Origin of the sequence: Synechococcus sp. LA31 (assembly GCF_018502385.1) — a bacterium.
Classification (GTDB): Bacteria; Cyanobacteriota; Cyanobacteriia; order PCC-6307; family Cyanobiaceae; genus Vulcanococcus.
Genome location: NZ_CP075523.1, coordinates 878,440 through 898,517 on the forward strand (window position 1 = coordinate 878,440; position 20,078 = coordinate 898,517).

A 20,078-nucleotide genomic window follows, 5' to 3' on the forward strand; every position below is an offset into this window, starting at 1 on the left:
AGGCGATCCGGTCGCAGCATGCTCCAACGCACCCTTCACCGACTGCCTGCTGCGCTTCTGCTCCTCCTGCTGAGCGATCGATCGGCGCTGAAAGCCCAACCCTGGGCCCCCGGCCAAGGGCCTCTGCCCGGTTTGCATCTGCCTTCAGCTGAGGAGGCCCGCAGCCTCGAACAGCTCCGACGCACGGGCACGGGCCAGAAGCTGCGCGAGCGCTATTTGCGCTCAGCTCATGACCTACTAAATCGCTTCTGGGCGAGCGAACAACAGCCCACCCTGTTGTTCGCCGGCGATCAAGCCAAAGGATGTGGCATTAAACGTGTAGCGCACCCGATGGCTTACTACTGCCCGCCGAGCCGAGAATTGGCCATGGCGCTCAACCTCAAGCGCAGCGTTCGCAGTGCCCGGGGGAAGAGTGAGCAAACCTTGCTGCTGCTTGATCTGGCCGTGCTGGCTCATGAATGGGGTCATCACGTCAATCAGGAGCAAGGTCGCGGCCCTTTCAAGAGGGGCATGAATCTCACTGTCAAACAAGAGGAGCTCGCCGCCGACTGGCGCACCGGCGTGTTCCTGGGGTGGATGCTGAACCAAGGTGCGATCGACGTCGACGAATTCACCCAAACGGCGAATCTGCTCTTTGAAATGGGTGACTACGAGCGGCTGGCTCAGCAGCATCACGGCTACCCCAAAGATCGCTTCATGGCCCTCACCAAGGGCGTCGCTAGCCAACTGAATCCAGGCCAACAACTTGGGGATTGGCGCGTTGACACCCAGGAAACCTTCAGTCGGCCGCTGCCCGCCACAGCAGAGGATCGCCGACTGGATCGCAGGCGTTATGAAGTTCGCCGTTTCGAGATCGAGCGAGGTCAACAGATCGCCACCAACCTGGTAGGTGGTTTGCTCGGGGCCGCCAGCTGTCTGTGGGGAAGCCAACAGCAGTGCATCGGCATGGCAGCGCAGCAGGGCAAGGGACGCGCCGATGGGGCCTACAACCAGCAGGAGCTCACACTCCACTGCGGCAGCAGCAGCTTTGATGTGAGCGATGACGACTACGGTCCCCAACCGATCAACCGCGATGGCAAAGGCCAAGCGGCCGTGCTGCGAGATCGCGATTGCGCCAAGCAGCGGAAACCTAAGGGTTGATCGGCGTGCGGCGAGCCTCAAGCAAGGCCTGGAGGAAACGGCGGCGCTGGAACCGGGTCCAAAGATCCGCCTGGCTGAAGGCGGGCCGCTGCTGAACCCGCTGCCACCAGCCCTGCAGATCCGGACGCTGTAGCAATGGGAGTTCCCCGGCCATGGCCAGGCGGGAGCAGAGCACTGCTACCACCACATCAGCGCTGCTGATCCGGCTGCCGAACAACCATCCCCCGGCCACGATGGGCGGCAGGCCGGCGAGGTAGGCCGCCACCACTGCTCGCTGCTCTCTCAGCACCTCAGGCGCCGGACGATCGCGGAACACGGCCAAGCGTTGCCGATTCTGCTCTTGCTTAGCCCTCAGCAATGGCGCCTGATCGGGGAAACGGCGCTCATCGCGCTCTAAGGAGCGATTGATGCCGCTGATCATGGGCACCAACACCCTTTTGAACCAGGGCTGGCTGGCCAACAATTTGCTGAAGGTCAGGGTCTCAATCGAAATGGCGTAGTGGCCCGCCACGGCAACGGAGATGCCGGCCTGACGCGCCGGGTCGGCATCGGCCCAAGGCGAAACGGCATGCGTAGCCGCGTACGCCAGGATCTGAGCACTGTCTGTGAGGAGCAGATCCGGGCCCCGCAGGGTGGGCACGGTCATGTTGGGATTGAGACGCCGATAGGCAGGGCTGAGTTGCTGTTTGGCGATGTGGATGTCCAGCAGCCTGCTGATGCTGAGGATGCCGGCTTCGGCCAAGGCCAGCCGCGCCACCATTGAGTAATACGACGGGGCGGCGTGAAACAGCTCAAGCATGGATGGCATCAGGCGAGATGGAGCAGCAGCTCCAGCTGCAGCTTGTCGGCTAAGGAGGCGTCAATAGCCCGGAACTGGGCCAGGGCACGGAGGCGTTGCCGCGGCTGAAGCTGGCGCAGATCGGCCAGAGCTAACTCCAGGCAGCGTTGATCGAGCTCGCGGTTCACAGGGTGATCTCAGCGACCGGATCACATCAGCCACAGCATCGGCCAGCCAGTGAGGAGGGCCAGATCGGCATCCTGCCTGCGGCGGGTTGCCGGCGTTTTTGCAACGAGCTGTTGCCGCATCCTGCGCAGGGGGGCAGCCATCTCCTATCAACGGTGTTACCGCGGTCCGGCGGATGGGCTTCTTCGTTCAACTCACCGAAGCCATCGCCGAGCGCCAGTCGCTGCTGGTGACGGGTCTCGATCCAAACCCCGAGATGCTGCAGAGCTGGGCCCTGCGTCACGGCATGGGCAATCGCTCTTTTCTGAGTCAGGCCCGGCACTGGATCAAAGCCGTGGTAGAGGCTACGAGTCCGCACGTGTGTGCGATCAAAGCGAGCCTTGGCTTCTACCAGGCGCTGGGGCCACTTGGCTTGGAGCTGCTGCTGGAAGTGCGCGATCTCGTGCCGCGAGATCTGCCACTGATCATCGATGCAAAGCACGGTGATCTCAATTCCTCCACGGCGCTGGCTCACTACCTCTTCAGGGATTTAGCCGTGGATGCGGTGACCCTCTCACCCCTGGCCGGCCAAGACATCGCGGCGCCCTTTTTGCTGTACGCCGATAAGGCTGTGGTGATCACCTGCCGCAGTTCCAACCCCGCCGCCAAACGCATCCAATACCACCCCAGCGAGACGGATCCGCTGTTTTTGCAGATCGTGCGCGAAAGCCAGCTCTGGGGCACGCCTGAACAACTGTTGCTGGAGGTGGGCACCAGTGATCCAGCCGTGCTGGCCCTGGTGCGCAGGGCCGCCCCTGAGCGTGTGTTGATGCTGCGGAGCATCTGGAGCGAAGAAGAACGCCTCGATGGCCTGCTCGAGGCCGGCCTTAACGAAGCTGCCGATGGCCTGCTGCTTCCCCTGCCCCAAAACCTGCTGGTGGAAGACGACCTGAGTGATCAAGCCGCCGCCTTGAAGGCCCTGATTAACCAGAGACGCCAGCACTGGCTCGATCAGCATCCGGAACAGAGGGCCAGCAGCTGTGAGCTCTGGCTCGCGAACCCGAAAAGCGATCAGCCTTCCAGCGATGTGGATGTTGACCCTTTGGCCGAACTGATCATCGACCTTTTCGATATCGGCTGTCTGCTCTTCGGCGAGTATGTGCAGGCCTCAGGTGCGGTGTTCAACTACTACGTTGACTTACGGCAAATCATCTCCGACCCCAACTTGTTCCATCGGGTGCTGCATAGCTACAGCGGCCTGCTGGAGCAGCTGAACTTTGACCGTATCGCCGGGATTCCCTACGGCTCCCTGCCGACAGCCACAGGGCTATCTCTGGCGTTGCACAAGCCGCTGATTTATCCACGCAAAGAAGTAAAAGCCCATGGAGCACGCCGCTTGATTGAAGGTGACTTCAATGAAGGTGACCAGGTGGTAGTGGTGGACGACATCTTGATCACCGGTGGCAGTGTGCTGGAGGGCATCGCCAAGCTGGAAAGTTCGGGGCTTGTGGTGAAGGATGTGGTGGTGTTCATCGACCACGGGGGCCAGCGTGATCGTCGAGCCCGACAACGACTCGAGGACCAGGGCTACCGGGTTCACGCCGTGTTGGACATTCCCCGCATCACCCAGGAGCTGCTCCAGGCGGGGCGTCTGAGTGAAGAACAGGCCACAATGCTGATGTGAGGAATACGAAGATTCAGCGGCTGCTCACCGATCGCCGCCGCTCGGCAGCGGGATTGATCGGCGTCACCCTGCTGCTGGCCCTGACGGGATGCAACCAGTGGCGCAAGCCCACTGCACCGCAACCCACGCCCGCTCAGCCCACGGTTGAGCCCTCAAAACCTCCGGCCCAATCCGGGGAGGCTGAGCAGCAACAAAACGAAGCAGAGGCCCGAGCGGCGGATCTGTTCAATCGCGGTGAAAACGATCTGGCCTGCGAGCAGGTAGAGCGCGCTTTAGCGCTTCGGGCCCGTGCGCCGATCAGCGAACAGCTCGAGCGTTTCCAGCAGGCCTGCACGCCCAACTGATGCCCATTGTTCAGGCGCAGGAGCTGAGTAAGCAGTTCCGGGTGGCCGATAAGCAACCAGGACTGGCCGGCACCCTGCGCCACGTGCTGCGGCGGCGCTACCGAGAGGTGGAGGCTGTACGCAAGCTCAGCTTCTCCATCGAAGCCGGTGAGATGGTGGGCTTTCTAGGACCCAATGGAGCGGGCAAAACCACGACCCTGAAAATGCTCAGTGGGTTGATCCATCCATCGGGCGGCCAATTAGCAGTCGCAGGCTGCCTGCCTCAGCGCCGCCAAGAACGCTTTTTGCAGCAGATCACCCTGGTCATGGGCAATCGCCAGCAACTGATCTGGGACCTGCCGCCCATGGATTCCCTACAGGTGAATGCCGCGGTGTACGGCATCGATCCAAGCGAGGCCAAGCGTCGTATCCATGCGCTAGCAGAGATGCTCGAACTTGGGGAAGAACTGCACCGTCCGGTGAGAAAGCTTTCGCTTGGGCAGCGGATGAAAGCAGAATTGCTGGCGGCACTGCTGCATCGCCCCGCGGTGCTGTTTCTCGATGAACCCACCCTTGGCTTGGATGTGAATGCCCAAGTGCGGGTGCGTGAGTTCCTCGCGGACTACAACCAGCGCTACGGCGCCACTGTTCTGCTCACAAGCCACTACATGGGAGACATCACAGCCCTATGTGAACGGGTGCTGTTGATCCATCAGGGGCAACTCTTCCACGATGGCCCGCTTGATGCCCTCACCACAAGGCTTGCTCCGGAGCGCCAGGTGCGCCTTGAGCTACGGGATGCCTACCCGGCGGAAACATTCCGGAATTTCGGTCGCTTGGAAGAACTGCAGGAACGGCATGTGATGTTGCTGATACCGCGCGAACAGCTCACCGAACGGGTCGCTGCCTTACTGGACAGGTTTGATGTGGTTGATCTGGAAGTGAACGACCCGCCCATTGAAGATCTGATCGGCGGGCTCTACACCCGAGCGGCGGAGGACAGCCAGGCCGATGGCTGAGCGTTTGCGGGCTCGGCTGAAGCAGAAGACGCGGATGGCGCGGGTGTTGCTCTCCACCCATTACGCCACCATGCTCGAATACCGAGCCGAAATTGCCTTGTGGGCCCTTTCAGGGGTGCTTCCCCTGATCATGCTCGGTGTCTGGCAGGGATCCGGCGCAGCGGCAGCAGCGGGAATCAGTGCCAGCAGCCTCAATCACTACTTCCTAGCGACGTTTGTGGTGCGGCAATTCACCGTGGTGTGGATGATCTACGAGTTTGAGCGTGATGCTCTTGAAGGGCGACTCTCTCCCTTTTTGCTGCAACCACTGCACCCCCTCTGGCGCTACGTGGCTGCGCACCTCGCCGAGCAAGCCACCCGGGTGCCGTTCGTGGCGCTGATGCTGACGGTGATCGCGCTGGTGGCGCCCGATTTGCTCTGGTGGCCAGAGCCCAGCAGGGTGCTGCTTGCTGTTGTCGCGATGCTGGCAGCTTTCAGCCTGAGGTTTCTGCTGCAAACGATCGTGGCAATGCTCTGTTTCTGGAGCGAACGCGCAGCGGCGCTCGATCGCCTTTTGCTGATTCCGTATCTGTTTCTCTCTGGAATGGTAGCCCCGCTCGACACCTATCCACCCGGTGTGCGACGACTGGCGGACCTCACACCCTTCCCTTCCATGGTGAACTTTCCGGCCCGGCTGTTGGCCGGTGAATCAGTGGATGTAGCGGGTGGATTTGCGGTCATGGCCCTGTGGTGTGCCCTGTTGCTGCCACCGTGCCTGCTGCTCTGGCGCGCGGGCGTGCGCCGCTACTCAGCCATGGGGGCCTAATGCAGAGCCGCTCCAGGCGCTATTGGCTCAGTTTGTGCAGCTTCTGGGGCAGTTCGCTGGAGGCGGAACTCGAGTATCAGCTCAATGCAATGGTGGAGCTGCTCTCGGTGCTGGGCAACCTGGCCGGGAGCGTGTTCGTGCTCGGGCTGTTAGCCGGCCCACAGCGACAAATCGGTGGCTGGAGCTGGGAAGGTGCACTGTTGGTGCTTGGGATTTACACCGTGCTCGATGGTGTGAGCAGTTGCGTGTTGCAACCCAACCTGAGCCGGATCGTGAATCACGTGCAAAACGGCACACTCGATTATGTGCTGCTGAAACCGATCGATAGTCAGTTCTGGCTCTCCACACGTAACTTGTCTCCCTGGGGGTTGCCAGGTGTGGTGGCGGGCTTGGCCTTGATGGCGTGGGCCATGCTTCAACAGGGCATCAAGGTGAGTGCAGCCAACGTGCTGCTCACAGGAACACTGCTGCTGGCATCGATGCTGATCCTTTACAGCCTCTGGTTTCTACTGGCGAGTCTCTCAATCTGGTTCGTGAAGATCTGGAATGCCACCGAAGTGCTGCGCTACGTGCTGGTGGCTGGGCGTTATCCAGTTCAGGCCTACCCGCCGGGCTTACGCATCCTGTTCACCTTTGTGCTGCCGGTGGCCTTTCTCACCACCGTGCCCGCCCAGGCGCTACTCGGCGAGGCCTCATGGACCTGGTCGCTGGGATCGCTTGCTGTTGCGGCCGTTTCTCTACTGGGCACGCGCCTGTTCTGGCAATTCGCCTTGCGTCACTACACCTCCGCGTCCAGCTGAACAGCGCCAAAGTTGTGAACTCCGGTGAACAGCGCTTGCTGCAGCGGCTGATGGCATCGAGCCTGAAGGAAATGCTGGGGTTCGAGCCATGCACACTGCCGAAGCCTTACGGGATCGATACCTGCAGGGAACCAGTGGCCCCGGCGAGATCAACGCCATCGCGCGGATCTACGCACAGCTGCGCGCCATTCCATTTGATCAGGCCCTGGTGGATGTGCACGATGGGCTGGGCTACGAACTCACCTGCAGTGATACGGAGCCCAGCAAAGCGTTCCCATGGGCTGAGGTGAGCCGCTCGATCGTGCCCCTTGGCCGCCAATGGATCAACGGTTTGTGATGAATCGGATCAGGGGCACGAGGATCAACCTTTGGTGCGTGGTGCATCTGTGAGTGGCGAGCTTGAGTTCGCCACCTTCAAGCTCAACACTCGGATGCTGATCGGAGAGCTGAGTAGAGCAACCGTTGCAGCCCTGGGTCGGAAGACAGATCAATCCGACAAGCCTGATGCAGGTTCAGGACACCCCTCTCCACCTACGCAATCAGCTCGCCACCGTGACAGCCGCGCTAGCCAGCCTCGCTGGTACCGGTTTCGGGATCGATCTGGGGCGTGTGGGCCAGGGGTTGGTCTTCCTGCGGGCGGCCTTCCCCATCGGCTTTGGGCCGGCGTGCAGCTGTGGCTATGAAGAAATCACCTGAGGATGGGTGCGCAGTGCTACAGCAGAGCTTGCTTTGACCGAGGAGGGCCCCCAGCTCGCGTACGGTGAGACAACCGCAACGCCGGGCAGGTCTGCAGATGAGCGACAGCCAAGGACTCACCATCGCTGAACTGGAGGCCAAATACTTCCTTTACCGCAAAGCACTCAAACAGCTGTTGCTGGAGGGAAGGCCCGCTGCCCGGATTGAGAAAACCCTGTGCTGGAGCCGGCTTGAAACCCTCCACAACTGTCTGCCCCGCCAATACAAATCGCCCGATCACATCCGACATCAGCTCAGACGCGAGATCGAGCGCGAGCAGGGTGACAGCTTGCAGCGCAGCCCAGTCTCGAGCTGATTCCAATGAAGATTCTGGCCCCGTGAAGGGCTGATCATTGTCGAGAACTGTCAGGTTATTTGCAGAAACCGCAGTTTTCATTGGCCGCACAGACCGACAACCATCTGATCACCATTGCTGAGGCATTCGAAGGAGTATCGGCTGTTGCGGCAGTTGAACCGCTTGGCAATGGCAATATCAATGACACCTACAAAGTATTGAGCAGCCGAGGCACCACCGTGCTGCAGCGGCTTAACTCGCGCGTGTTCACCCGGCCAGACCTGGTGATGCACAACATCCAGGTGCTCGGCGAGCACGTTGAAGCCAAGCTCGCGAACACTCCGCAGCCATGGCACATGCCACGGGTCGTACCCACCTGCGACAGGCGAGGGGCTCTACACACCACCGATTCCGGCGATGTGTGGCGCATGATCACGTTTGTACCCGAGTCCCACAGCGTTGATGTGGTCGTGGATGCCCAGCAGGCCCGTGAACTCGGCATCGGCCTAGGGGTGTTTCACCAGCTCATCAACGATCTGTCGCCCTCTCGCCTGACGGACACGCTCGAGGGTTTTCATATCACCCCCAGCTATCTGCCGGCCTATCGCAAAGCTCTGGTGAACACCACTGTTGAGCCATGCGAGGCCAGTGAGTATTGCCTGGCCTTCATCCGTGATCGCGAAGGCGACTGCGATGTGCTGGAGCGAGCCAAAGAGCGAGGCGAGCTGCCATTACGGCCGATTCACGGTGATCCAAAGATCAACAACGTGATGCTGGATCGCCACAGCGGCAAGGCTATTGCCCTGATCGACCTTGACACCGTGAAACCGGGACTGGTGCACTACGACATCGGTGATTGCCTGCGCTCCTGCTGCAACCGGCTTGGTGAAGAAACTAGGGATCACCAGAACGTGGAATTTGATCTGGAGCTGGCTGACGCAATCCTGGCTGGCTACCTCAGCGTGGCTGGGAGCTTCCTGAGCGCCGCTGAACGCCGCTACATCCCCGACGCCGCCCGCCTGATCAGCTTTGAGCTGGGATTGCGCTTCTTCAGCGATTATCTGCAGGGCAACACCTACTTCCAGGTCAACGACCCCCAACACAACCTGCGCCGGGCCATGGTGCAGTTTCAGCTCACGGCCAGCATCGAAGCCCAGTTACCCCAGATCCGGCACCTTGTGGATCGCCATGCAAAGGCTGTATCCATTTGAGCCCCAACCCTGGCTGGCCGGCGTCCAGCTGCGTGGCAGTGCCCATTGGCAAGGCGGGATCCTATCGGTGTGTTTTGCACTCCAAGCACCGCATGCTGCGCTGAAGCGCCCAGGCGGCTGTGGTGAGCTCTATCGGCGCGATGGGTTATGGCAAAGCACCTGCTTCGAAACCTTTCTGGCGGCCCCGGGCCAAGAGGCCTACTGGGAGATCAATCTCTCCCCGAACGGCGACTGGAACGTGTATGCCCTCTCGGCCTACCGGCAGAACCTCAAACCCGCAGCTGGGATCAAGGCCCTGCCTTACTGCCTGCGAGCTCTTGATGAGGAACTGCAGATCAGCTTCCAGCTCAACCTGTGCTCGCTGTTGAACCCGGCGGCCCCCCTGGAGCTCTGCCTCACTGCCGTGCTCGATGATCCTGAGCATGGCTGCAGCTACTGGGCCTGGCGGCACGGCGGAGCAGAACCAGATTTCCACCGCCGCGCCTCGTTCCAGCTCTTGGAGCCTTCAGCCTGAGCTTCACGCTTTGATCCCAAAGCGGAAATGAAACAGCGGATTCCGACAGGTCTCAGCTGGTTCCGTAGCGTGAAACACATCAACACCTTCAGCCTTGCGCGTTACCCACTGCGGCGAAGAGCATCTGCTTCAGCTCTCCAGCGATGAGGCGGCAACCCTGGTGGATGCCTGCGCCCTGCTGTTGCTGGCTTCCAATAGTGCCCCGGGCTGCCAGCTCAACGGCAGCATGAGCGGGCTGCTGCAAACCTTGTTCGAGCAGTTCAGCAGCCACAGCGTGTAGAACCAAGGGCATGCATGCCCTGTCACTGCCCACCTGGTGGATTCATCTGGCCTCGGTGATCGAGTGGGGGTTGGCGATGTGGGCCATCCAGCGTTGGGGCGAGGAACACCGGCAGCGTGAGTGGAGCTGGTTGGCCTTGGCCATGACCCCGGCGTTGATCAGCGCGATGGCGGCCTGTACCTGGCATCTGTTTGATAACGCCGCAGCGTTACAGGGGCTGGTCGTGCTGCAAGCCGCGTGCACCGCCCTGGGCAACACAGCGATGGCGGGTGCCGCCTGGAATCTCGCTCGGAGGGCGCGATGAGCATCACCGCCCAGGCCCTGTTGGAGACGCTGGCGGGGGTCGATCCAGCCCCCTTTTTTGGGCTGTCACTGCTTCCCTATTTAGCCTTTCTCTGGTGGAGCTGGCGCTCGGGGCGCATGCCACGCCTGGCCCTCTTGGGTTTCTCCCTCACCCTGCTGTTTGTGCTCGTCACAATCGCTGCGGCGATCACCGCTGAGGGGGTCTACGGCCGCCAACTGGCTGATGTGGATCCTCTGCATGGCGGGGCGGAAGTGTTTCTCACCCTGAGCAATGTGCTGGTGCTGCTGGGTTTCAGAGGTTCCCGCCAGGATCAGCAGCAGTGAATAAGTCTTAAGCGGGGCGTGCGCGGAGGCTCTGTCGCTCAGAAGATGAAGCGTCGCCTGAAACTTCGATGCTCGCTCCCCTGCTGGCCATCGCCCCCGCATCTGTGTCCTGGTCACCCAAGGTGGGCCTGGTGATGATCGTTGCCAACGTGATCGCCATTGGCATCGGCAAGGCCACCATTAAGTACCCCAACGAAGGCGCTCAGCTGCCAAACGCCGCCCTGTTCGGTGGCATGAGCCATGCCTCACTGCTGGCCACCACATCCTTCGGCCACGTCCTCGGGATGGGCGCCATTCTTGGCCTGGCTGCCCGCGGTGTGATCTGAGCAGGCTCAGCGCCAGCCCAAGAGATACGGCAGGGCTTTAACGCCATAACGCTCAAAGCGATAGTGAAACAGCAGTGTCGAGAGATCCTCGGCACTGCTACCAGCCTCCAAGCCCTGCAGCAATCGCTGCAAACGTCGATCACCTGAAGCGCTGTTCAGACCCAGCCACGTGCGGCGGGCCAGACGGCCGCTCAGCGACCAGCGCCAGCCCAGCCGCCGTCTCAACCGCGGTGCATAACTGGCCAGGGCTTGCAGATCCCCCGCCAAGGCTTGCAGCAACAGAGGAGCTAGCTCCTCACTGCTGGCCATGGCATGGCGAATTCCCTCACCGCCGAGCAGATTACCGGTGCTCACGGCATCCCCGAGACCAAGAAGCGGGCCCTGTTGATGAGCTTCACGGCGGCGAATCGTGCTGCGAATCAGACCGCCATGGCGATCCAGAACAGTGGACGCCTCAAGCTCGAGCCGTCGGCGCAGGTTTGTGATCAACGCATGTAGTGGCGGCTGCCGGTGGCGGTGATCATGCAAACGGCACACACCCAGTTTGAGCTGGCCTGGGGCCATCGGGAACACCCAGCCATACCCCTGGGGCACCCACGCACTGCCCAACATGAAACTGAGGCGCTCGGCCCAGTGATGCCAAAGCAATGGCGGCACCTGAAGGAGCCACTCCACGCCCTCGCCTGTGACCAAACCACCGGCTTTCGCAGATGGCTCACCGATCAGGGCTCGTCGCTGGCCGGTGGCATCCACCAGCCAACGACAACGACTCTCGCGTTGGGCGCCAGCAGGTCCCCGCAAGCGCACAAGTGCACCATCACCGATGGCCTTCCAGCCCTGCACGCGCCACCCCAGCTGCAGCTGCACCCCTTGATCCGACGCAACACGGGCAAGCCATTGGCGCAGTGCACCGAAATCCAACACGGCCCCAAGGGGCTGCTCGCTCAACCATTCACGGGCTTCGCGTTGACCAGGGCCCAACAACTGCCACCCCCGCCAGGGTGCTGCCTGAACCTGAGCGGGCAACCGAAAATGCTGAATAGCCTCCTGGGGAAGGGCCGCGCTACTGAAGGCTGCATGGCTGAGATCCCGCAGCGGATCCACCACCAGCACCGACACGCCGGATTGAGCGAGCAGCCGAGCCAGTAGGAGGCCGGAGGGGCCAGCGCCGGCGATCAGCACATCGCAGGCTTGAACTGGCTCTGAGAAGGCTGTATCAGACACCCACAGCCTGGCGGCGTAGGGAGGCGAAGCGCTTCATGATGCCGTCCGCCATCTGGGGCGGAGTAAGCCCAAGCGCCTGCTTGCTTTGAGCGGGAGTGGCGTGATCCACCAGCTGATCGGGGATACCAATGCGATACACGGGCACCAACACGTCGTGGTCGTTGAGCGTTTCAACCACAGCAGCACCGAAGCCACCAGGCAGGCACCCCTCCTCCATGGTCACCACCCGCCCGATGCGCTTGGCCATGGGAAGGATCAAGGCTTGGTCAAGGGGGCGCAGGAAACGGGCATTGATCACGGCCGCCCGAACACCTTGCTCCTGCAGCAGGCCAGCAGTAGCCATTGCCGGGTACACCATGGCGCCATAGGCCACGATCAAAAGATCGTCGCCATCGGCCAGCAGCTCACCGCGGCCGATGTCGAGTGGTTCCCAGCCCTCCTCCATCAAGACGGCACCTTCGCCCTCACCACGGGGGATGCGCAGGGCTGTAGGTCCACTGTGCTGAAGACAGGTCACCATCATGCGCTGCAGCTCGGCTTCATCCTTCGGTGCCATCACTGTGAAGTTGGGCACAGAGCGCAGGTAGCTGATGTCGTATTGGCCCTGGTGGGTCGGGCCATCGGCGCCCACGATGCCGGCGCGATCCAGCACAAAGGTCACGGGCAGATTTTGAATGCCCACGTCGTGGATGAGTTGGTCGTATGCACGCTGGAGAAAGGTGCTGTAGATGGCACAGATCGGGCGCAGACCCTCACAGGCCATCCCTGCAGCCATGGTGACGGCGTGCTGCTCAGCAATGCCCACATCGAAATACTGATGGGGCCGTGCTTTCTCCAGCAAATCCAGACCAGTGCCAGTGGCCATGGCCGCCGTGATGCCGACCACACGGGGGTCCTGCTCGCAGATCTTCACGAGCGTCTGGCCAAACACCTTGCTGTAACTGGGAGGCTTCGGCTTACTGGAGGGATAGGCCTTGCCCGTGGCGAGATCGAACGCACTCTGGGCGTGGTAGCCAACCTGATCCTCCTCGGCGTAGGCATAGCCCTTGCCCTTGGTGGTGGCGACATGGACCAGCACTGGGCCCTCGTGGGCATGGGCCTGCTGGAACACATCGATCATGCCTGCGATGTCGTGGCCATCGACAGGCCCCATGTAGGTGAAGCCCAGCTCCTCGAACACGGCACCCAACTTGGGAACCGCCAGACGCTTCATGCTCTCCTTGAGGTTCTTCAGCTCGGTCGGCAGCTCTCCGTGGAGGAATGGCAGGTGCTTGATCGCCTCCTCAGCGTTGTCCTGGAGAAACTGAAGTGGCTTGCTGTGCCGCATTCGATTCAGGTGGGTGCTCAGGGCCCCAACTGGTGGGCTGATCGACATGTCGTTGTCGTTGAGCACGACCAACAGACGCGTACTGGGCAAGTGACCGGCATGGTTGATGGCCTCAAGCGCCATGCCACCAGTGAGGGACCCATCACCGATCACCGCCACACACTTGAAATCCTCGCCGCGCTGATCGCGGGCTAGGGCCATCCCGAGGGCCGCCGAGATCGACGTGCTGGCATGCCCGGCACCGAAGTGGTCGAAGGAGCTCTCGGAACGCTTGAGATAGCCCGCCACACCATCCTTCTGGCGGAGGGTGTGGAAATCGTTGTAGCGGCCAGTGATCAGTTTGTGGGGATACGCCTGGTGGCCCACATCCCACACCACACGGTCGTGATCGAGATCGAGGGTTTGGTACAGCGCCAGGGTGAGCTCCACCACACCGAGGCCAGGACCGAGGTGACCACCACTGGTGCTCACCACTTCCAAGTGGCGCTCACGAATCTGGCGAGCGATGCCCTCGAGTTCAGCGAGGCTTAGGCCATGCAGCTGATTCGGATGCGTCAGCTCGCTGAGATGCATGCCTTGGGCCTTGATTGCGATTAAGCCTACGGTCTCTGCTCTTGCGATTGGCCCGGTCGTGCGACAAACCAAGGCCGATCTCGCACGCTTGTCACACTGGTAGGCATGGATGAGTCTGGGCTGATGAGCGCTACCGGCACGGTGCCGATGCTGCAGCGCATCCTGCGGGCCCGCGTCTACGACGTGGCCATTGAATCGCCCCTCGATCCAGCGCCGAACCTCTCACGACGCCTGGAGAACACGGTTCTGCTGAAACGGGAAGACCTGCAGCCGGTGTTCAGTTTCAAACTGCGGGGTGCTTACAACAAGATGGCCGGCCTCAGCCGCGCAGAACTGGAGCGCGGTGTGATCGCTGCCAGTGCGGGCAACCACGCCCAGGGCGTGGCCCTCGGAGCGCAGAAGCTGGGCTGCAGGGCTGTGATCGTGATGCCGGTCACCACACCAGAGATGAAGGTGCGTGCCGTGGCCGCCCGAGGCGCTGAGGTGGTGCTGCACGGAGACAACTACGACGCGGCGTGCAGCGAGGCCTATCGCCTCGCCGCCGAACGGGGCCTCAGCTTCATCCACCCCTTTGACGATCCAGACGTGATTGCCGGTCAGGGCACCATCGGCCTGGAAATCCTGCGGCAGTGCTCCGCGCCGCCCGATGCGATTTACGTCGCCGTGGGAGGGGGTGGGCTGATCGCCGGGATCGCCACCTATGTGAAGGCGCTATGGCCCCAGGTGGAGGTGATCGGCGTCGAGCCCGTGGATGCCGACGCCATGACACGCTCGCTTGCCCTAGGGGAGCGAGTGAAGCTTGAGCAGGTGGGCTTGTTTGCCGACGGTGTGGCCGTGCGGGAGGTCGGTGAGCAAACGTTCGAGCTGGCTCGCCGCCATGTGGACGCGATGGTCACGGTGGACACCGATGCCATCTGTGCCGCCATCAAGGATGTGTTTGAAGACACCCGCTCGATCTTGGAGCCAGCTGGTGCCCTAGCCGTGGCCGGTATGAAGGCAGATGTGAGCCGACGAGGACTCAAGGGGCGCACGTTGGTGGCGGTGGCCTGCGGCGCCAACATGAACTTTGATCGACTGCGCTTTGTGGCTGAGCGCACGGAGATCAGCGAAGACCGAGAAGCCATGCTGGCGGTAGAGATCCCTGAACGGGCGGGCAGCCTGCGCGAGTTCTGCATCCTGCTGGGAGACCGCAACCTCACCGAATTCAGCTACCGACTGGCCGATCCAGGGCGTGCCCACATCTTCGTGGGCGTACAAACCAGCGGCAGCCGCGATGAACAGGATCTGATCCATGACCTCCAGGCCGCCGGCTTCCCCTGCCTCGACCTTTCCAACGACGAACTCTCCAAACTGCATCTGCGTCATATGGTGGGCGGCCGCATGCCCGCTGCCGCTGCTGAGGCCTGCAGCCTCACCAGAGAGCTGCTCTATCGCTTCGAGTTTCCCGAGCGACCCGGGGCGCTGATGCGCTTTCTGACGAGCCTGCACCCCAACTGGAATATCAGCATCTTTCACTACCGCAACCACGGCGCTGATGTAGGGCGCATCGTGGTGGGTGTGCAGGTGCCACCCCAAGAACTCAACGACTGGCAGCGTTTCCTTGACGGTCTGGGCTACCAATACGTGGATGAAACCGAGAACCCCGCCTACCGCCTGTTCCTAGGCGAGGTGGCCGGCACCGTGGGGGTGGGATAACTTGCGGCTGCGGCTGGGGACGTGATGGACGACACAACCCAGAACCAGCAGGACCTCTCCCTGCCTGCCCGCCTAGAGGCGATCCTCTATCTCAAGGGTCGCTCGATGACGCTGGGCGAGCTGGCTGAGATCGCCGCGATCAGCCGCGATCAGGTGGAGATTGGCCTCATCACCCTGATGGCGGATTACGCCCATCGCGATACCGCCCTGGAGATCCGCCAGGAGGGTCAGCGCTACAGCCTGCAGCTCCGTGATGGTCTGGGCGAGCTTGTGCAGAACCTGCTGCCGGTGGATCTCTCCACCGCTGCCCTGCGCACCCTGGCCACCATTGCCCTCAAGAAACGCATCCTCCAGTCGGATCTGGTGGAGCTACGGGGCTCGGGTGCGTACGACCACATCAAAGAGCTGCTGGCGCAGAACTTCATCGAACGCAAACGCCAAAGTGAAGGCCGTTCCTACTGGCTGAGCCTCAGCGAGAAGTTCCATCGCACCTTCTCGATCAAAACCGATGAGCTCAAGCCAAGGCCCAAGCCCGTGGAGGTGGAGCTGAAGGTTGATCAGGCCGCTTGATACCGGCAACTCGCCGGTTGGCTCCATAAACTCACTACACCGCAGCACCTCCTATGGCACCACTGGTCGGAGATCTGATCGGCGTTCTTGCGCAGACCCTCTCCATCTACACCTTGATCCTTTTGGTACGGGTGCTGCTGAGTTGGTTTCCCAACCTCGATTGGGGCAATCCAGTGCTCTCCACGGTGAGTGCCGTCACCGATCCGTATCTAAACGCCTTCCGCGGCCTCATTCCCCCACTTGGGGGCCTCGATCTCTCGGCGATCCTGGCCTTCCTGGCCCTGCAACTGATCCAGAGCTTGCTTGAGCAAAGCCGCGGCTTCTTCTACCCAGGTTTTTACTGAACCTCGTCAGCCACCGCTTGCTCCAGAGGCAGCAGGTCGTCGAACTCGCCGACGCGTGTGCGCACCGGAGCACTGAACCCCCGGGCCTTCACGTTGGAGAAGGTGAAGGGGCCAGGGGTTCCTGCCGGCACCGCCAGCCGCAAGGCAAAGCTTGAATCGCCGGGGGGGACATCACCGATGGACCCCACGCGGGATCGGTTCTGCAGCACCGGCTCGCCGCTGGCATCAAGGATCTGTGCAAACACATCGGTATCCACCACAGGCTTACGACCGGGGTTACTCACCGTGCCGCGCAGCACAAAGCAGCTGGCGCCGCTAGGGCGACGCAGCTGGGGCTGAGCGCCGATATCACCCGTGGGGCAGGGATCCAGGCTCACGTCACGAACGCTGAGGTTGGCAGCGAAGACCGGCGCTACCCCGGGGCCGGCCAGCAGAAGAGCGATGAGCGCCAGCCCGGCGAGCAAGGAGCGCAGTGAGGAAACAAACAGCCTTAAAGGCACGGGCAATGGGGCGGATGGATCCGGCAGCGCAGAGCCGTTTAGCGATGGTCGCCGCTACCACCAATCACGTTACGGGCGGCGCGGCTAGCCAGCTTGTTGAGATTGGCCTCTGCGATCTCTGAGAGCTCAAAGCCCAGCTCAGACGACAACTGGGCCATATACCACAGCACATCGCCCAATTCCAATTTGAGCGCTTCGCGCACCTCCGCGTTGAAGGCGCCCCCCTGATCCCGCAGCACCTTCTTCACCTTGTCAGCCACCTCGCCTGCCTCCCCGCACAACCCCAGGGTTGGGTAGATGGGATTGGAGCCAACATCTGGATAACGGGCTGTGTGGCGGGCACCCTGCTGATAGGCGTTGAGATCCATTGGCAGAGCAGGGTTGGTGGGCTTCGATGATAGTGTCGATCTCAACTTTGGCCCTGCCGAATGGCCCTGCCCGATCTCACGCGTCGCACCAAGATCGTGGCCACCATCGGCCCTGCCACCGAGTCACCGGAGCAGTTGCGGCGTCTGATCGAAGCTGGCGCCACCACCTTCCGGCTCAACTTCTCGCACGGCGATCACAGCGAACACGCAGCACGTATTCGCACGATCCGCCAGGTCGCTGAAGAGATGGGTGCACACATCGGCATCCTTCAAGACCTACAAGGTCCCAAGATCCGTTTGGGCCGCTTCAGCGCCGGGCCGATCACTGTGGCCCAGGGTGATCGCTTCACCCTCACCTCGCGCGATGTGGCGTGTGGCCAGGAGATCGCCACCGTTACCTACGACAGGCTCGCCGACGAGGTGCTCAGCGGCAGCCGCATCCTGCTCGACGACGGCCGGGTGGAGATGGTGGTCGACCGGGTCGACAAGAGCGATCAGACCCTCTATTGCACGGTCACCGTGGGGGGGGTGCTCTCCAACAACAAAGGGGTGAACTTCCCCGATGTGCAGCTCTCGATCCGTGCCCTTACCGACAAAGACCGCACGGATCTGGCGTTCGGTCTGGAGCAAAACGTGGACTGGGTGGCCCTGAGTTTCGTGCGGAATCCCTCCGACATGGAGGAGATCAAGGCTCTGATCGCCTCCCATGGCCACAACACGCCGGTGGTGGCGAAAATCGAGAAGTTCGAAGCCATCGATCAGATCGACGCGATCCTGCCCTTATGCGATGGGGTGATGGTGGCCCGTGGCGACTTGGGCGTGGAGATGCCGGCCGAGGAAGTGCCGTTGCTCCAGAAGGAACTGATCCGCAAATGCAACGGCCTGGGCATTCCAGTGATCACCGCCACCCAGATGCTGGACTCGATGGTGAGCTGCCCCCGTCCCACCCGCGCTGAGGTGAGCGATGTGGCCAATGCCATCCTCGATGGCACCGATGCGGTGATGCTGTCGAACGAGAGCGCCGTGGGGGACTTCCCGGTGGAAGCCGTGGCCACCATGAGCCAGATCGCCCGCCGCATCGAGCGTGACTATCCACGCCGGGCCAACGACGGCCAACTGGCCTCAACGATTCCCAACGCCATCAGCCACGCGGTGAGCTCGATCGCACGTCAGCTCGAGGCTGCAGCGATCTTGCCGCTCACCAAAAGCGGAGCCACCGCTCGCAACGTGAGCAAGTTTCGCCCCAGCACGCCGATCCTGGCGATCACCAGTGAAAAGAAGGTGGCCTCACAGCTGCAACTCGTTTGGGGTGTCCACCCGCTCCTGGTGGACGATGCCGACAGCGCTACCGCCAGCTTCAACCGTGCCATGGAAATGGCAGCCGATCAGGCACTGCTGCGCGAGGGCGACCTGGTGATTCAGACCGCCGGTACGGTGGCCGACGTGAGCGGCTCCACCGATCTTGTGAAAGTGAGCATCGTGGGCAAAGGCACCGTGCTCGATCCCACCATCATGTAGCCCATGGCCGCAAAGCTCGCCATGGGCGAAACCGTTGGAATGGCTCTGGCCACCCTGCGGTCTAATCGGTTGCGCTCCCTGCTCACGATGCTGGGCATCGTGATTGGAAATGCATCAGTGATCACCCTGGTGGGCGTAGGCCGGGGAGCGCAGAACCTGGCCGAGGGCCAACTCAACACCCTCGGCGCCAATGTGTTGTTCGTGGTGCCAGGCAACAACGACAGCCGCCGCCAGGGAATCGACTTTCCCAAAACTCTGGTGTTGGAAGACGCAGAGGCGATTGCCGAGCAGGTGCCCAGCGTGAAGCGCGTGGTGCCTCAGATCACCCTCAGCGCCGTGCTGCAGGCAGGCTCGAAGAGTTCGAGCGCAACCGTTTCGGGTGTTACTCCGGATTTCCTCGCCGTGCGCCGCTTTGAGGTTGCCCGAGGCCGATTCATCGATCAGCGCGATCTCGATGGCGCCCGCAACGTGGTGGTGGTGGGGCCTGACCTGCGCGACAAGCTGCTGCCGATCGGGCCCGCCGTGGGGCAGCAGATCCGTATCCGAGATCAGAGCTTCGAGGTGATCGGCGTGATGGCCCCCAAAGGCGCAGTGTTTGGCCAAAACCAGGATGAAGCTGCCTACATCCCGCTTTCCACGATGGTGAGCAAGCTGTCTGGCCGTGATCCCACCTACGGCGTGAGCCTCAATTTCATCAGTGTGGAAGCGAAGGATGAAGCCAGCACCGGCGCCGCGAAGTTTCAGATCACCAACTTGCTGCGGCAGCGGCACAACATCCTGCGGGAAGACGACTTCGCAGTGCGCTCCCAGAAAGATGCACTCTCCATTGTGGGCACGATCACCGGTGGCCTCACCCTGATGCTGGGGGCCATCGGGGCGATTTCCCTGCTGGTGGGTGGCATCGGGATCATGAACATCATGTTGGTGTCTGTGAGTGAGCGCACCTCAGAGATCGGCCTGCGCAAGGCCATCGGTGCCCGCAGCAGCGATGTGCTGACGCAGTTTCTGGTGGAGGCTCTGGTGCTCTCCAGCCTCGGCGGTGTGATTGGCAGTGCGCTGGGTCTCTCGGCCGTTGCGGCGGTGGCTACCTTCACTCCTCTGCCTGCCGCCATCGGCGGTGTGAGCGTGCTGATCACCGTGGGGCTTTCGGGTTCAATCGGGCTCGTGTTTGGTGTGCTGCCGGCCCGGCGGGCCTCACGCCTCGATCCGATCACGGCCCTGCGCAGCCTGTGATCCCTGCAGGCAAAAAGAAAGAAA

The 20,078-nt window shown here is 61.9% G+C and carries 26 protein-coding genes; 20 read left to right on the plus strand and 6 right to left on the minus strand.

Annotated features, from left to right (window positions below):
- Positions 1 to 18: 18 nt before the first annotated feature.
- Positions 19 to 1,140 (plus strand): neutral zinc metallopeptidase, encoded by a 1,122-nt coding sequence (locus tag KJJ24_RS04670; RefSeq protein ID WP_250544920.1) that lies wholly within the window; start codon positions 19 to 21, stop codon positions 1,138 to 1,140.
- Here the strand turns inward: KJJ24_RS04670 and KJJ24_RS04675 are convergent.
- Together KJJ24_RS04675 and KJJ24_RS04680 are read right to left on the minus strand one after the other, a co-directional pair.
- Positions 1,130 to 1,948, minus strand: coding sequence for a glutathione S-transferase family protein (locus tag KJJ24_RS04675; RefSeq protein ID WP_214341733.1), 819 nt, complete (start codon positions 1,946 to 1,948; stop codon positions 1,130 to 1,132). The two genes, KJJ24_RS04670 and KJJ24_RS04675, sit on opposite strands and share 11 nt — an antisense overlap.
- A complete protein-coding gene (locus KJJ24_RS04680) occupies positions 1,948 to 2,106 on the minus strand; it encodes a hypothetical protein (protein WP_214341734.1) in 159 nt (52 codons plus the stop codon). Before KJJ24_RS04680 ends, KJJ24_RS04675 begins: the two co-directional genes overlap by 1 nt.
- 173 nt (positions 2,107 to 2,279) lie before the next feature.
- Between KJJ24_RS04680 and KJJ24_RS04685 the strand changes: the two genes are divergently transcribed.
- From KJJ24_RS04685 to psaK, 14 genes are all read left to right on the plus strand, one after another.
- Positions 2,280 to 3,767, plus strand: coding sequence for a bifunctional orotidine-5'-phosphate decarboxylase/orotate phosphoribosyltransferase (locus KJJ24_RS04685; RefSeq protein WP_214341737.1), 1,488 nt, complete (start codon positions 2,280 to 2,282; stop codon positions 3,765 to 3,767).
- Positions 3,764 to 4,111, plus strand: coding sequence for a hypothetical protein (locus KJJ24_RS04690; RefSeq protein ID WP_214341748.1), 348 nt, complete (start codon positions 3,764 to 3,766; stop codon positions 4,109 to 4,111). The genes KJJ24_RS04685 and KJJ24_RS04690 overlap by 4 nt, the downstream gene beginning before the upstream one ends.
- Entirely contained in the window at positions 4,111 to 5,109 is a 999-nt protein-coding gene (locus KJJ24_RS04695; protein WP_214341751.1) for an ATP-binding cassette domain-containing protein, read from the plus strand. Before KJJ24_RS04690 ends, KJJ24_RS04695 begins: the two co-directional genes overlap by 1 nt.
- Complete coding sequence (locus KJJ24_RS04700; RefSeq protein ID WP_250544921.1) at positions 5,102 to 5,914, plus strand: ABC-2 family transporter protein; 813 nt, start codon at positions 5,102 to 5,104, stop codon at positions 5,912 to 5,914. The genes KJJ24_RS04695 and KJJ24_RS04700 overlap by 8 nt, the downstream gene beginning before the upstream one ends.
- Complete coding sequence (locus KJJ24_RS04705; RefSeq protein WP_214343306.1) at positions 5,914 to 6,714, plus strand: ABC transporter permease; 801 nt, start codon at positions 5,914 to 5,916, stop codon at positions 6,712 to 6,714. Before KJJ24_RS04700 ends, KJJ24_RS04705 begins: the two co-directional genes overlap by 1 nt.
- 88 nt (positions 6,715 to 6,802) lie before the next feature.
- On the plus strand, positions 6,803 to 7,051 hold the full coding sequence (locus tag KJJ24_RS04710; protein ID WP_214341753.1) for a hypothetical protein: 249 nt from the start codon (positions 6,803 to 6,805) through the stop codon (positions 7,049 to 7,051).
- A gap of 167 nt (positions 7,052 to 7,218) precedes the next feature.
- A complete protein-coding gene (locus KJJ24_RS04715) occupies positions 7,219 to 7,410 on the plus strand; it encodes a hypothetical protein (RefSeq protein ID WP_214341756.1) in 192 nt (63 codons plus the stop codon).
- A gap of 97 nt (positions 7,411 to 7,507) precedes the next feature.
- A complete protein-coding gene (locus tag KJJ24_RS04720) occupies positions 7,508 to 7,765 on the plus strand; it encodes a DUF3136 domain-containing protein (RefSeq protein WP_214341759.1) in 258 nt (85 codons plus the stop codon).
- Between the two features lie 59 nt (positions 7,766 to 7,824).
- Positions 7,825 to 8,955 (plus strand): phosphotransferase enzyme family protein, encoded by a 1,131-nt coding sequence (locus tag KJJ24_RS04725; RefSeq protein WP_250544922.1) that lies wholly within the window; start codon positions 7,825 to 7,827, stop codon positions 8,953 to 8,955.
- Positions 8,933 to 9,469 (plus strand): DOMON-like domain-containing protein, encoded by a 537-nt coding sequence (locus KJJ24_RS04730; protein WP_214341762.1) that lies wholly within the window; start codon positions 8,933 to 8,935, stop codon positions 9,467 to 9,469. Before KJJ24_RS04725 ends, KJJ24_RS04730 begins: the two co-directional genes overlap by 23 nt.
- Positions 9,470 to 9,563: 94 nt before the next feature.
- Positions 9,564 to 9,749 carry a hypothetical protein gene (locus KJJ24_RS04735; RefSeq protein ID WP_214341765.1) on the plus strand — a complete coding sequence of 62 codons (186 nt, stop codon included), beginning with the start codon at positions 9,564 to 9,566 and terminating at the stop codon, positions 9,747 to 9,749.
- Between the two features lie 10 nt (positions 9,750 to 9,759).
- Positions 9,760 to 10,053, plus strand: coding sequence for a DUF2499 domain-containing protein (locus KJJ24_RS04740; protein WP_214341768.1), 294 nt, complete (start codon positions 9,760 to 9,762; stop codon positions 10,051 to 10,053).
- A complete protein-coding gene (locus tag KJJ24_RS04745) occupies positions 10,050 to 10,376 on the plus strand; it encodes a DUF3593 domain-containing protein (RefSeq protein ID WP_214341771.1) in 327 nt (108 codons plus the stop codon). The genes KJJ24_RS04740 and KJJ24_RS04745 overlap by 4 nt, the downstream gene beginning before the upstream one ends.
- 68 nt (positions 10,377 to 10,444) lie before the next feature.
- On the plus strand, positions 10,445 to 10,702 hold the full coding sequence (psaK, locus tag KJJ24_RS04750) for a photosystem I reaction center subunit PsaK (protein ID WP_214341773.1): 258 nt from the start codon (positions 10,445 to 10,447) through the stop codon (positions 10,700 to 10,702).
- A gap of 6 nt (positions 10,703 to 10,708) precedes the next feature.
- On the opposite strand, the gene KJJ24_RS04755 is transcribed toward psaK, so the two are convergent.
- Positions 10,709 to 11,926, minus strand: a complete 1,218-nt coding sequence (locus KJJ24_RS04755) for an NAD(P)/FAD-dependent oxidoreductase (protein WP_250544923.1) — start codon at positions 11,924 to 11,926, stop codon at positions 10,709 to 10,711.
- Entirely contained in the window at positions 11,919 to 13,826 is a 1,908-nt protein-coding gene (gene dxs / locus KJJ24_RS04760; protein ID WP_214341775.1) for a 1-deoxy-D-xylulose-5-phosphate synthase, read from the minus strand. The genes KJJ24_RS04755 and dxs overlap by 8 nt, the downstream gene beginning before the upstream one ends.
- 123 nt (positions 13,827 to 13,949) lie before the next feature.
- On the opposite strand from dxs, the gene ilvA reads away from it, so the two are divergent.
- From ilvA to KJJ24_RS04775, 3 genes are read left to right on the plus strand one after another with little or no spacing between them, the layout of a single operon-like run.
- Positions 13,950 to 15,521, plus strand: a complete 1,572-nt coding sequence (gene ilvA, locus KJJ24_RS04765; protein ID WP_250544924.1) for a threonine ammonia-lyase, biosynthetic — start codon at positions 13,950 to 13,952, stop codon at positions 15,519 to 15,521.
- A gap of 24 nt (positions 15,522 to 15,545) precedes the next feature.
- Positions 15,546 to 16,091: an SMC-Scp complex subunit ScpB gene (scpB, locus tag KJJ24_RS04770; RefSeq protein WP_214341786.1), complete on the plus strand. Its 546-nt coding sequence runs from the start codon at positions 15,546 to 15,548 to the stop codon at positions 16,089 to 16,091.
- A gap of 53 nt (positions 16,092 to 16,144) precedes the next feature.
- Entirely contained in the window at positions 16,145 to 16,435 is a 291-nt protein-coding gene (locus KJJ24_RS04775) for a YggT family protein (RefSeq protein WP_214341789.1), read from the plus strand.
- Here the strand turns inward: KJJ24_RS04775 and KJJ24_RS04780 are convergent.
- Both KJJ24_RS04780 and KJJ24_RS04785 read right to left on the minus strand, forming a co-directional pair.
- Positions 16,429 to 16,899, minus strand: coding sequence for a hypothetical protein (locus KJJ24_RS04780; protein WP_371811777.1), 471 nt, complete (start codon positions 16,897 to 16,899; stop codon positions 16,429 to 16,431). The two genes, KJJ24_RS04775 and KJJ24_RS04780, sit on opposite strands and share 7 nt — an antisense overlap.
- A 74-nt stretch (positions 16,900 to 16,973) precedes the next feature.
- The gene (locus KJJ24_RS04785; RefSeq protein ID WP_214341792.1) at positions 16,974 to 17,303 is read right to left on the minus strand and encodes a nucleoside triphosphate pyrophosphohydrolase family protein; all 330 of its coding nucleotides are present in this window, start codon (positions 17,301 to 17,303) and stop codon (positions 16,974 to 16,976) included.
- 60 nt (positions 17,304 to 17,363) lie between these two features.
- Between KJJ24_RS04785 and pyk the strand changes: the two genes are divergently transcribed.
- Complete coding sequence (gene pyk / locus KJJ24_RS04790) at positions 17,364 to 18,821, plus strand: pyruvate kinase (protein ID WP_214341795.1); 1,458 nt, start codon at positions 17,364 to 17,366, stop codon at positions 18,819 to 18,821.
- A gap of 3 nt (positions 18,822 to 18,824) precedes the next feature.
- Positions 18,825 to 20,054 carry an ABC transporter permease gene (locus KJJ24_RS04795; RefSeq protein ID WP_214341797.1) on the plus strand — a complete coding sequence of 410 codons (1,230 nt, stop codon included), beginning with the start codon at positions 18,825 to 18,827 and terminating at the stop codon, positions 20,052 to 20,054.
- The last annotated feature ends 24 nt before the right edge of the window (positions 20,055 to 20,078 follow it).

Excerpts from the sequence above, each read along its gene's own strand:
- pyk (WP_214341795.1), top strand. The coding sequence starts at position 17,364 with ATGGCCCTGCCCGATCTCACGCGTCGCACCAAGATCGTGGCCACCATC.
- KJJ24_RS04710 (WP_214341753.1), top strand. The coding sequence starts at position 6,803 with ATGCACACTGCCGAAGCCTTACGGGATCGATACCTGCAGGGAACCAGT.
- KJJ24_RS04785 (WP_214341792.1), bottom strand. The coding sequence starts at position 17,303 with ATGGATCTCAACGCCTATCAGCAGGGTGCCCGCCACACAGCCCGTTAT.
- scpB (WP_214341786.1), top strand. The coding sequence starts at position 15,546 with ATGGACGACACAACCCAGAACCAGCAGGACCTCTCCCTGCCTGCCCGC.
- psaK (WP_214341773.1), top strand. The coding sequence starts at position 10,445 with ATGCTCGCTCCCCTGCTGGCCATCGCCCCCGCATCTGTGTCCTGGTCA.
- KJJ24_RS04720 (WP_214341759.1), top strand. The coding sequence starts at position 7,508 with ATGAGCGACAGCCAAGGACTCACCATCGCTGAACTGGAGGCCAAATAC.
- KJJ24_RS04700 (WP_250544921.1), top strand. The coding sequence starts at position 5,102 with ATGGCTGAGCGTTTGCGGGCTCGGCTGAAGCAGAAGACGCGGATGGCG.
- KJJ24_RS04685 (WP_214341737.1), top strand. The coding sequence starts at position 2,280 with ATGGGCTTCTTCGTTCAACTCACCGAAGCCATCGCCGAGCGCCAGTCG.
- KJJ24_RS04775 (WP_214341789.1), top strand. The coding sequence starts at position 16,145 with ATGGCACCACTGGTCGGAGATCTGATCGGCGTTCTTGCGCAGACCCTC.
- KJJ24_RS04675 (WP_214341733.1), bottom strand. The coding sequence starts at position 1,948 with ATGCCATCCATGCTTGAGCTGTTTCACGCCGCCCCGTCGTATTACTCA.
- KJJ24_RS04670 (WP_250544920.1), top strand. The coding sequence starts at position 19 with ATGCTCCAACGCACCCTTCACCGACTGCCTGCTGCGCTTCTGCTCCTC.
- KJJ24_RS04795 (WP_214341797.1), top strand. The coding sequence starts at position 18,825 with ATGGCCGCAAAGCTCGCCATGGGCGAAACCGTTGGAATGGCTCTGGCC.
- KJJ24_RS04740 (WP_214341768.1), top strand. The coding sequence starts at position 9,760 with ATGCATGCCCTGTCACTGCCCACCTGGTGGATTCATCTGGCCTCGGTG.
- dxs (WP_214341775.1), bottom strand. The coding sequence starts at position 13,826 with ATGCATCTCAGCGAGCTGACGCATCCGAATCAGCTGCATGGCCTAAGC.
- KJJ24_RS04715 (WP_214341756.1), top strand. The coding sequence starts at position 7,219 with ATGCAGGTTCAGGACACCCCTCTCCACCTACGCAATCAGCTCGCCACC.
- KJJ24_RS04730 (WP_214341762.1), top strand. The coding sequence starts at position 8,933 with ATGCAAAGGCTGTATCCATTTGAGCCCCAACCCTGGCTGGCCGGCGTC.
- KJJ24_RS04705 (WP_214343306.1), top strand. The coding sequence starts at position 5,914 with ATGCAGAGCCGCTCCAGGCGCTATTGGCTCAGTTTGTGCAGCTTCTGG.
- ilvA (WP_250544924.1), top strand. The coding sequence starts at position 13,950 with ATGAGCGCTACCGGCACGGTGCCGATGCTGCAGCGCATCCTGCGGGCC.
- KJJ24_RS04745 (WP_214341771.1), top strand. The coding sequence starts at position 10,050 with ATGAGCATCACCGCCCAGGCCCTGTTGGAGACGCTGGCGGGGGTCGAT.
- KJJ24_RS04695 (WP_214341751.1), top strand. The coding sequence starts at position 4,111 with ATGCCCATTGTTCAGGCGCAGGAGCTGAGTAAGCAGTTCCGGGTGGCC.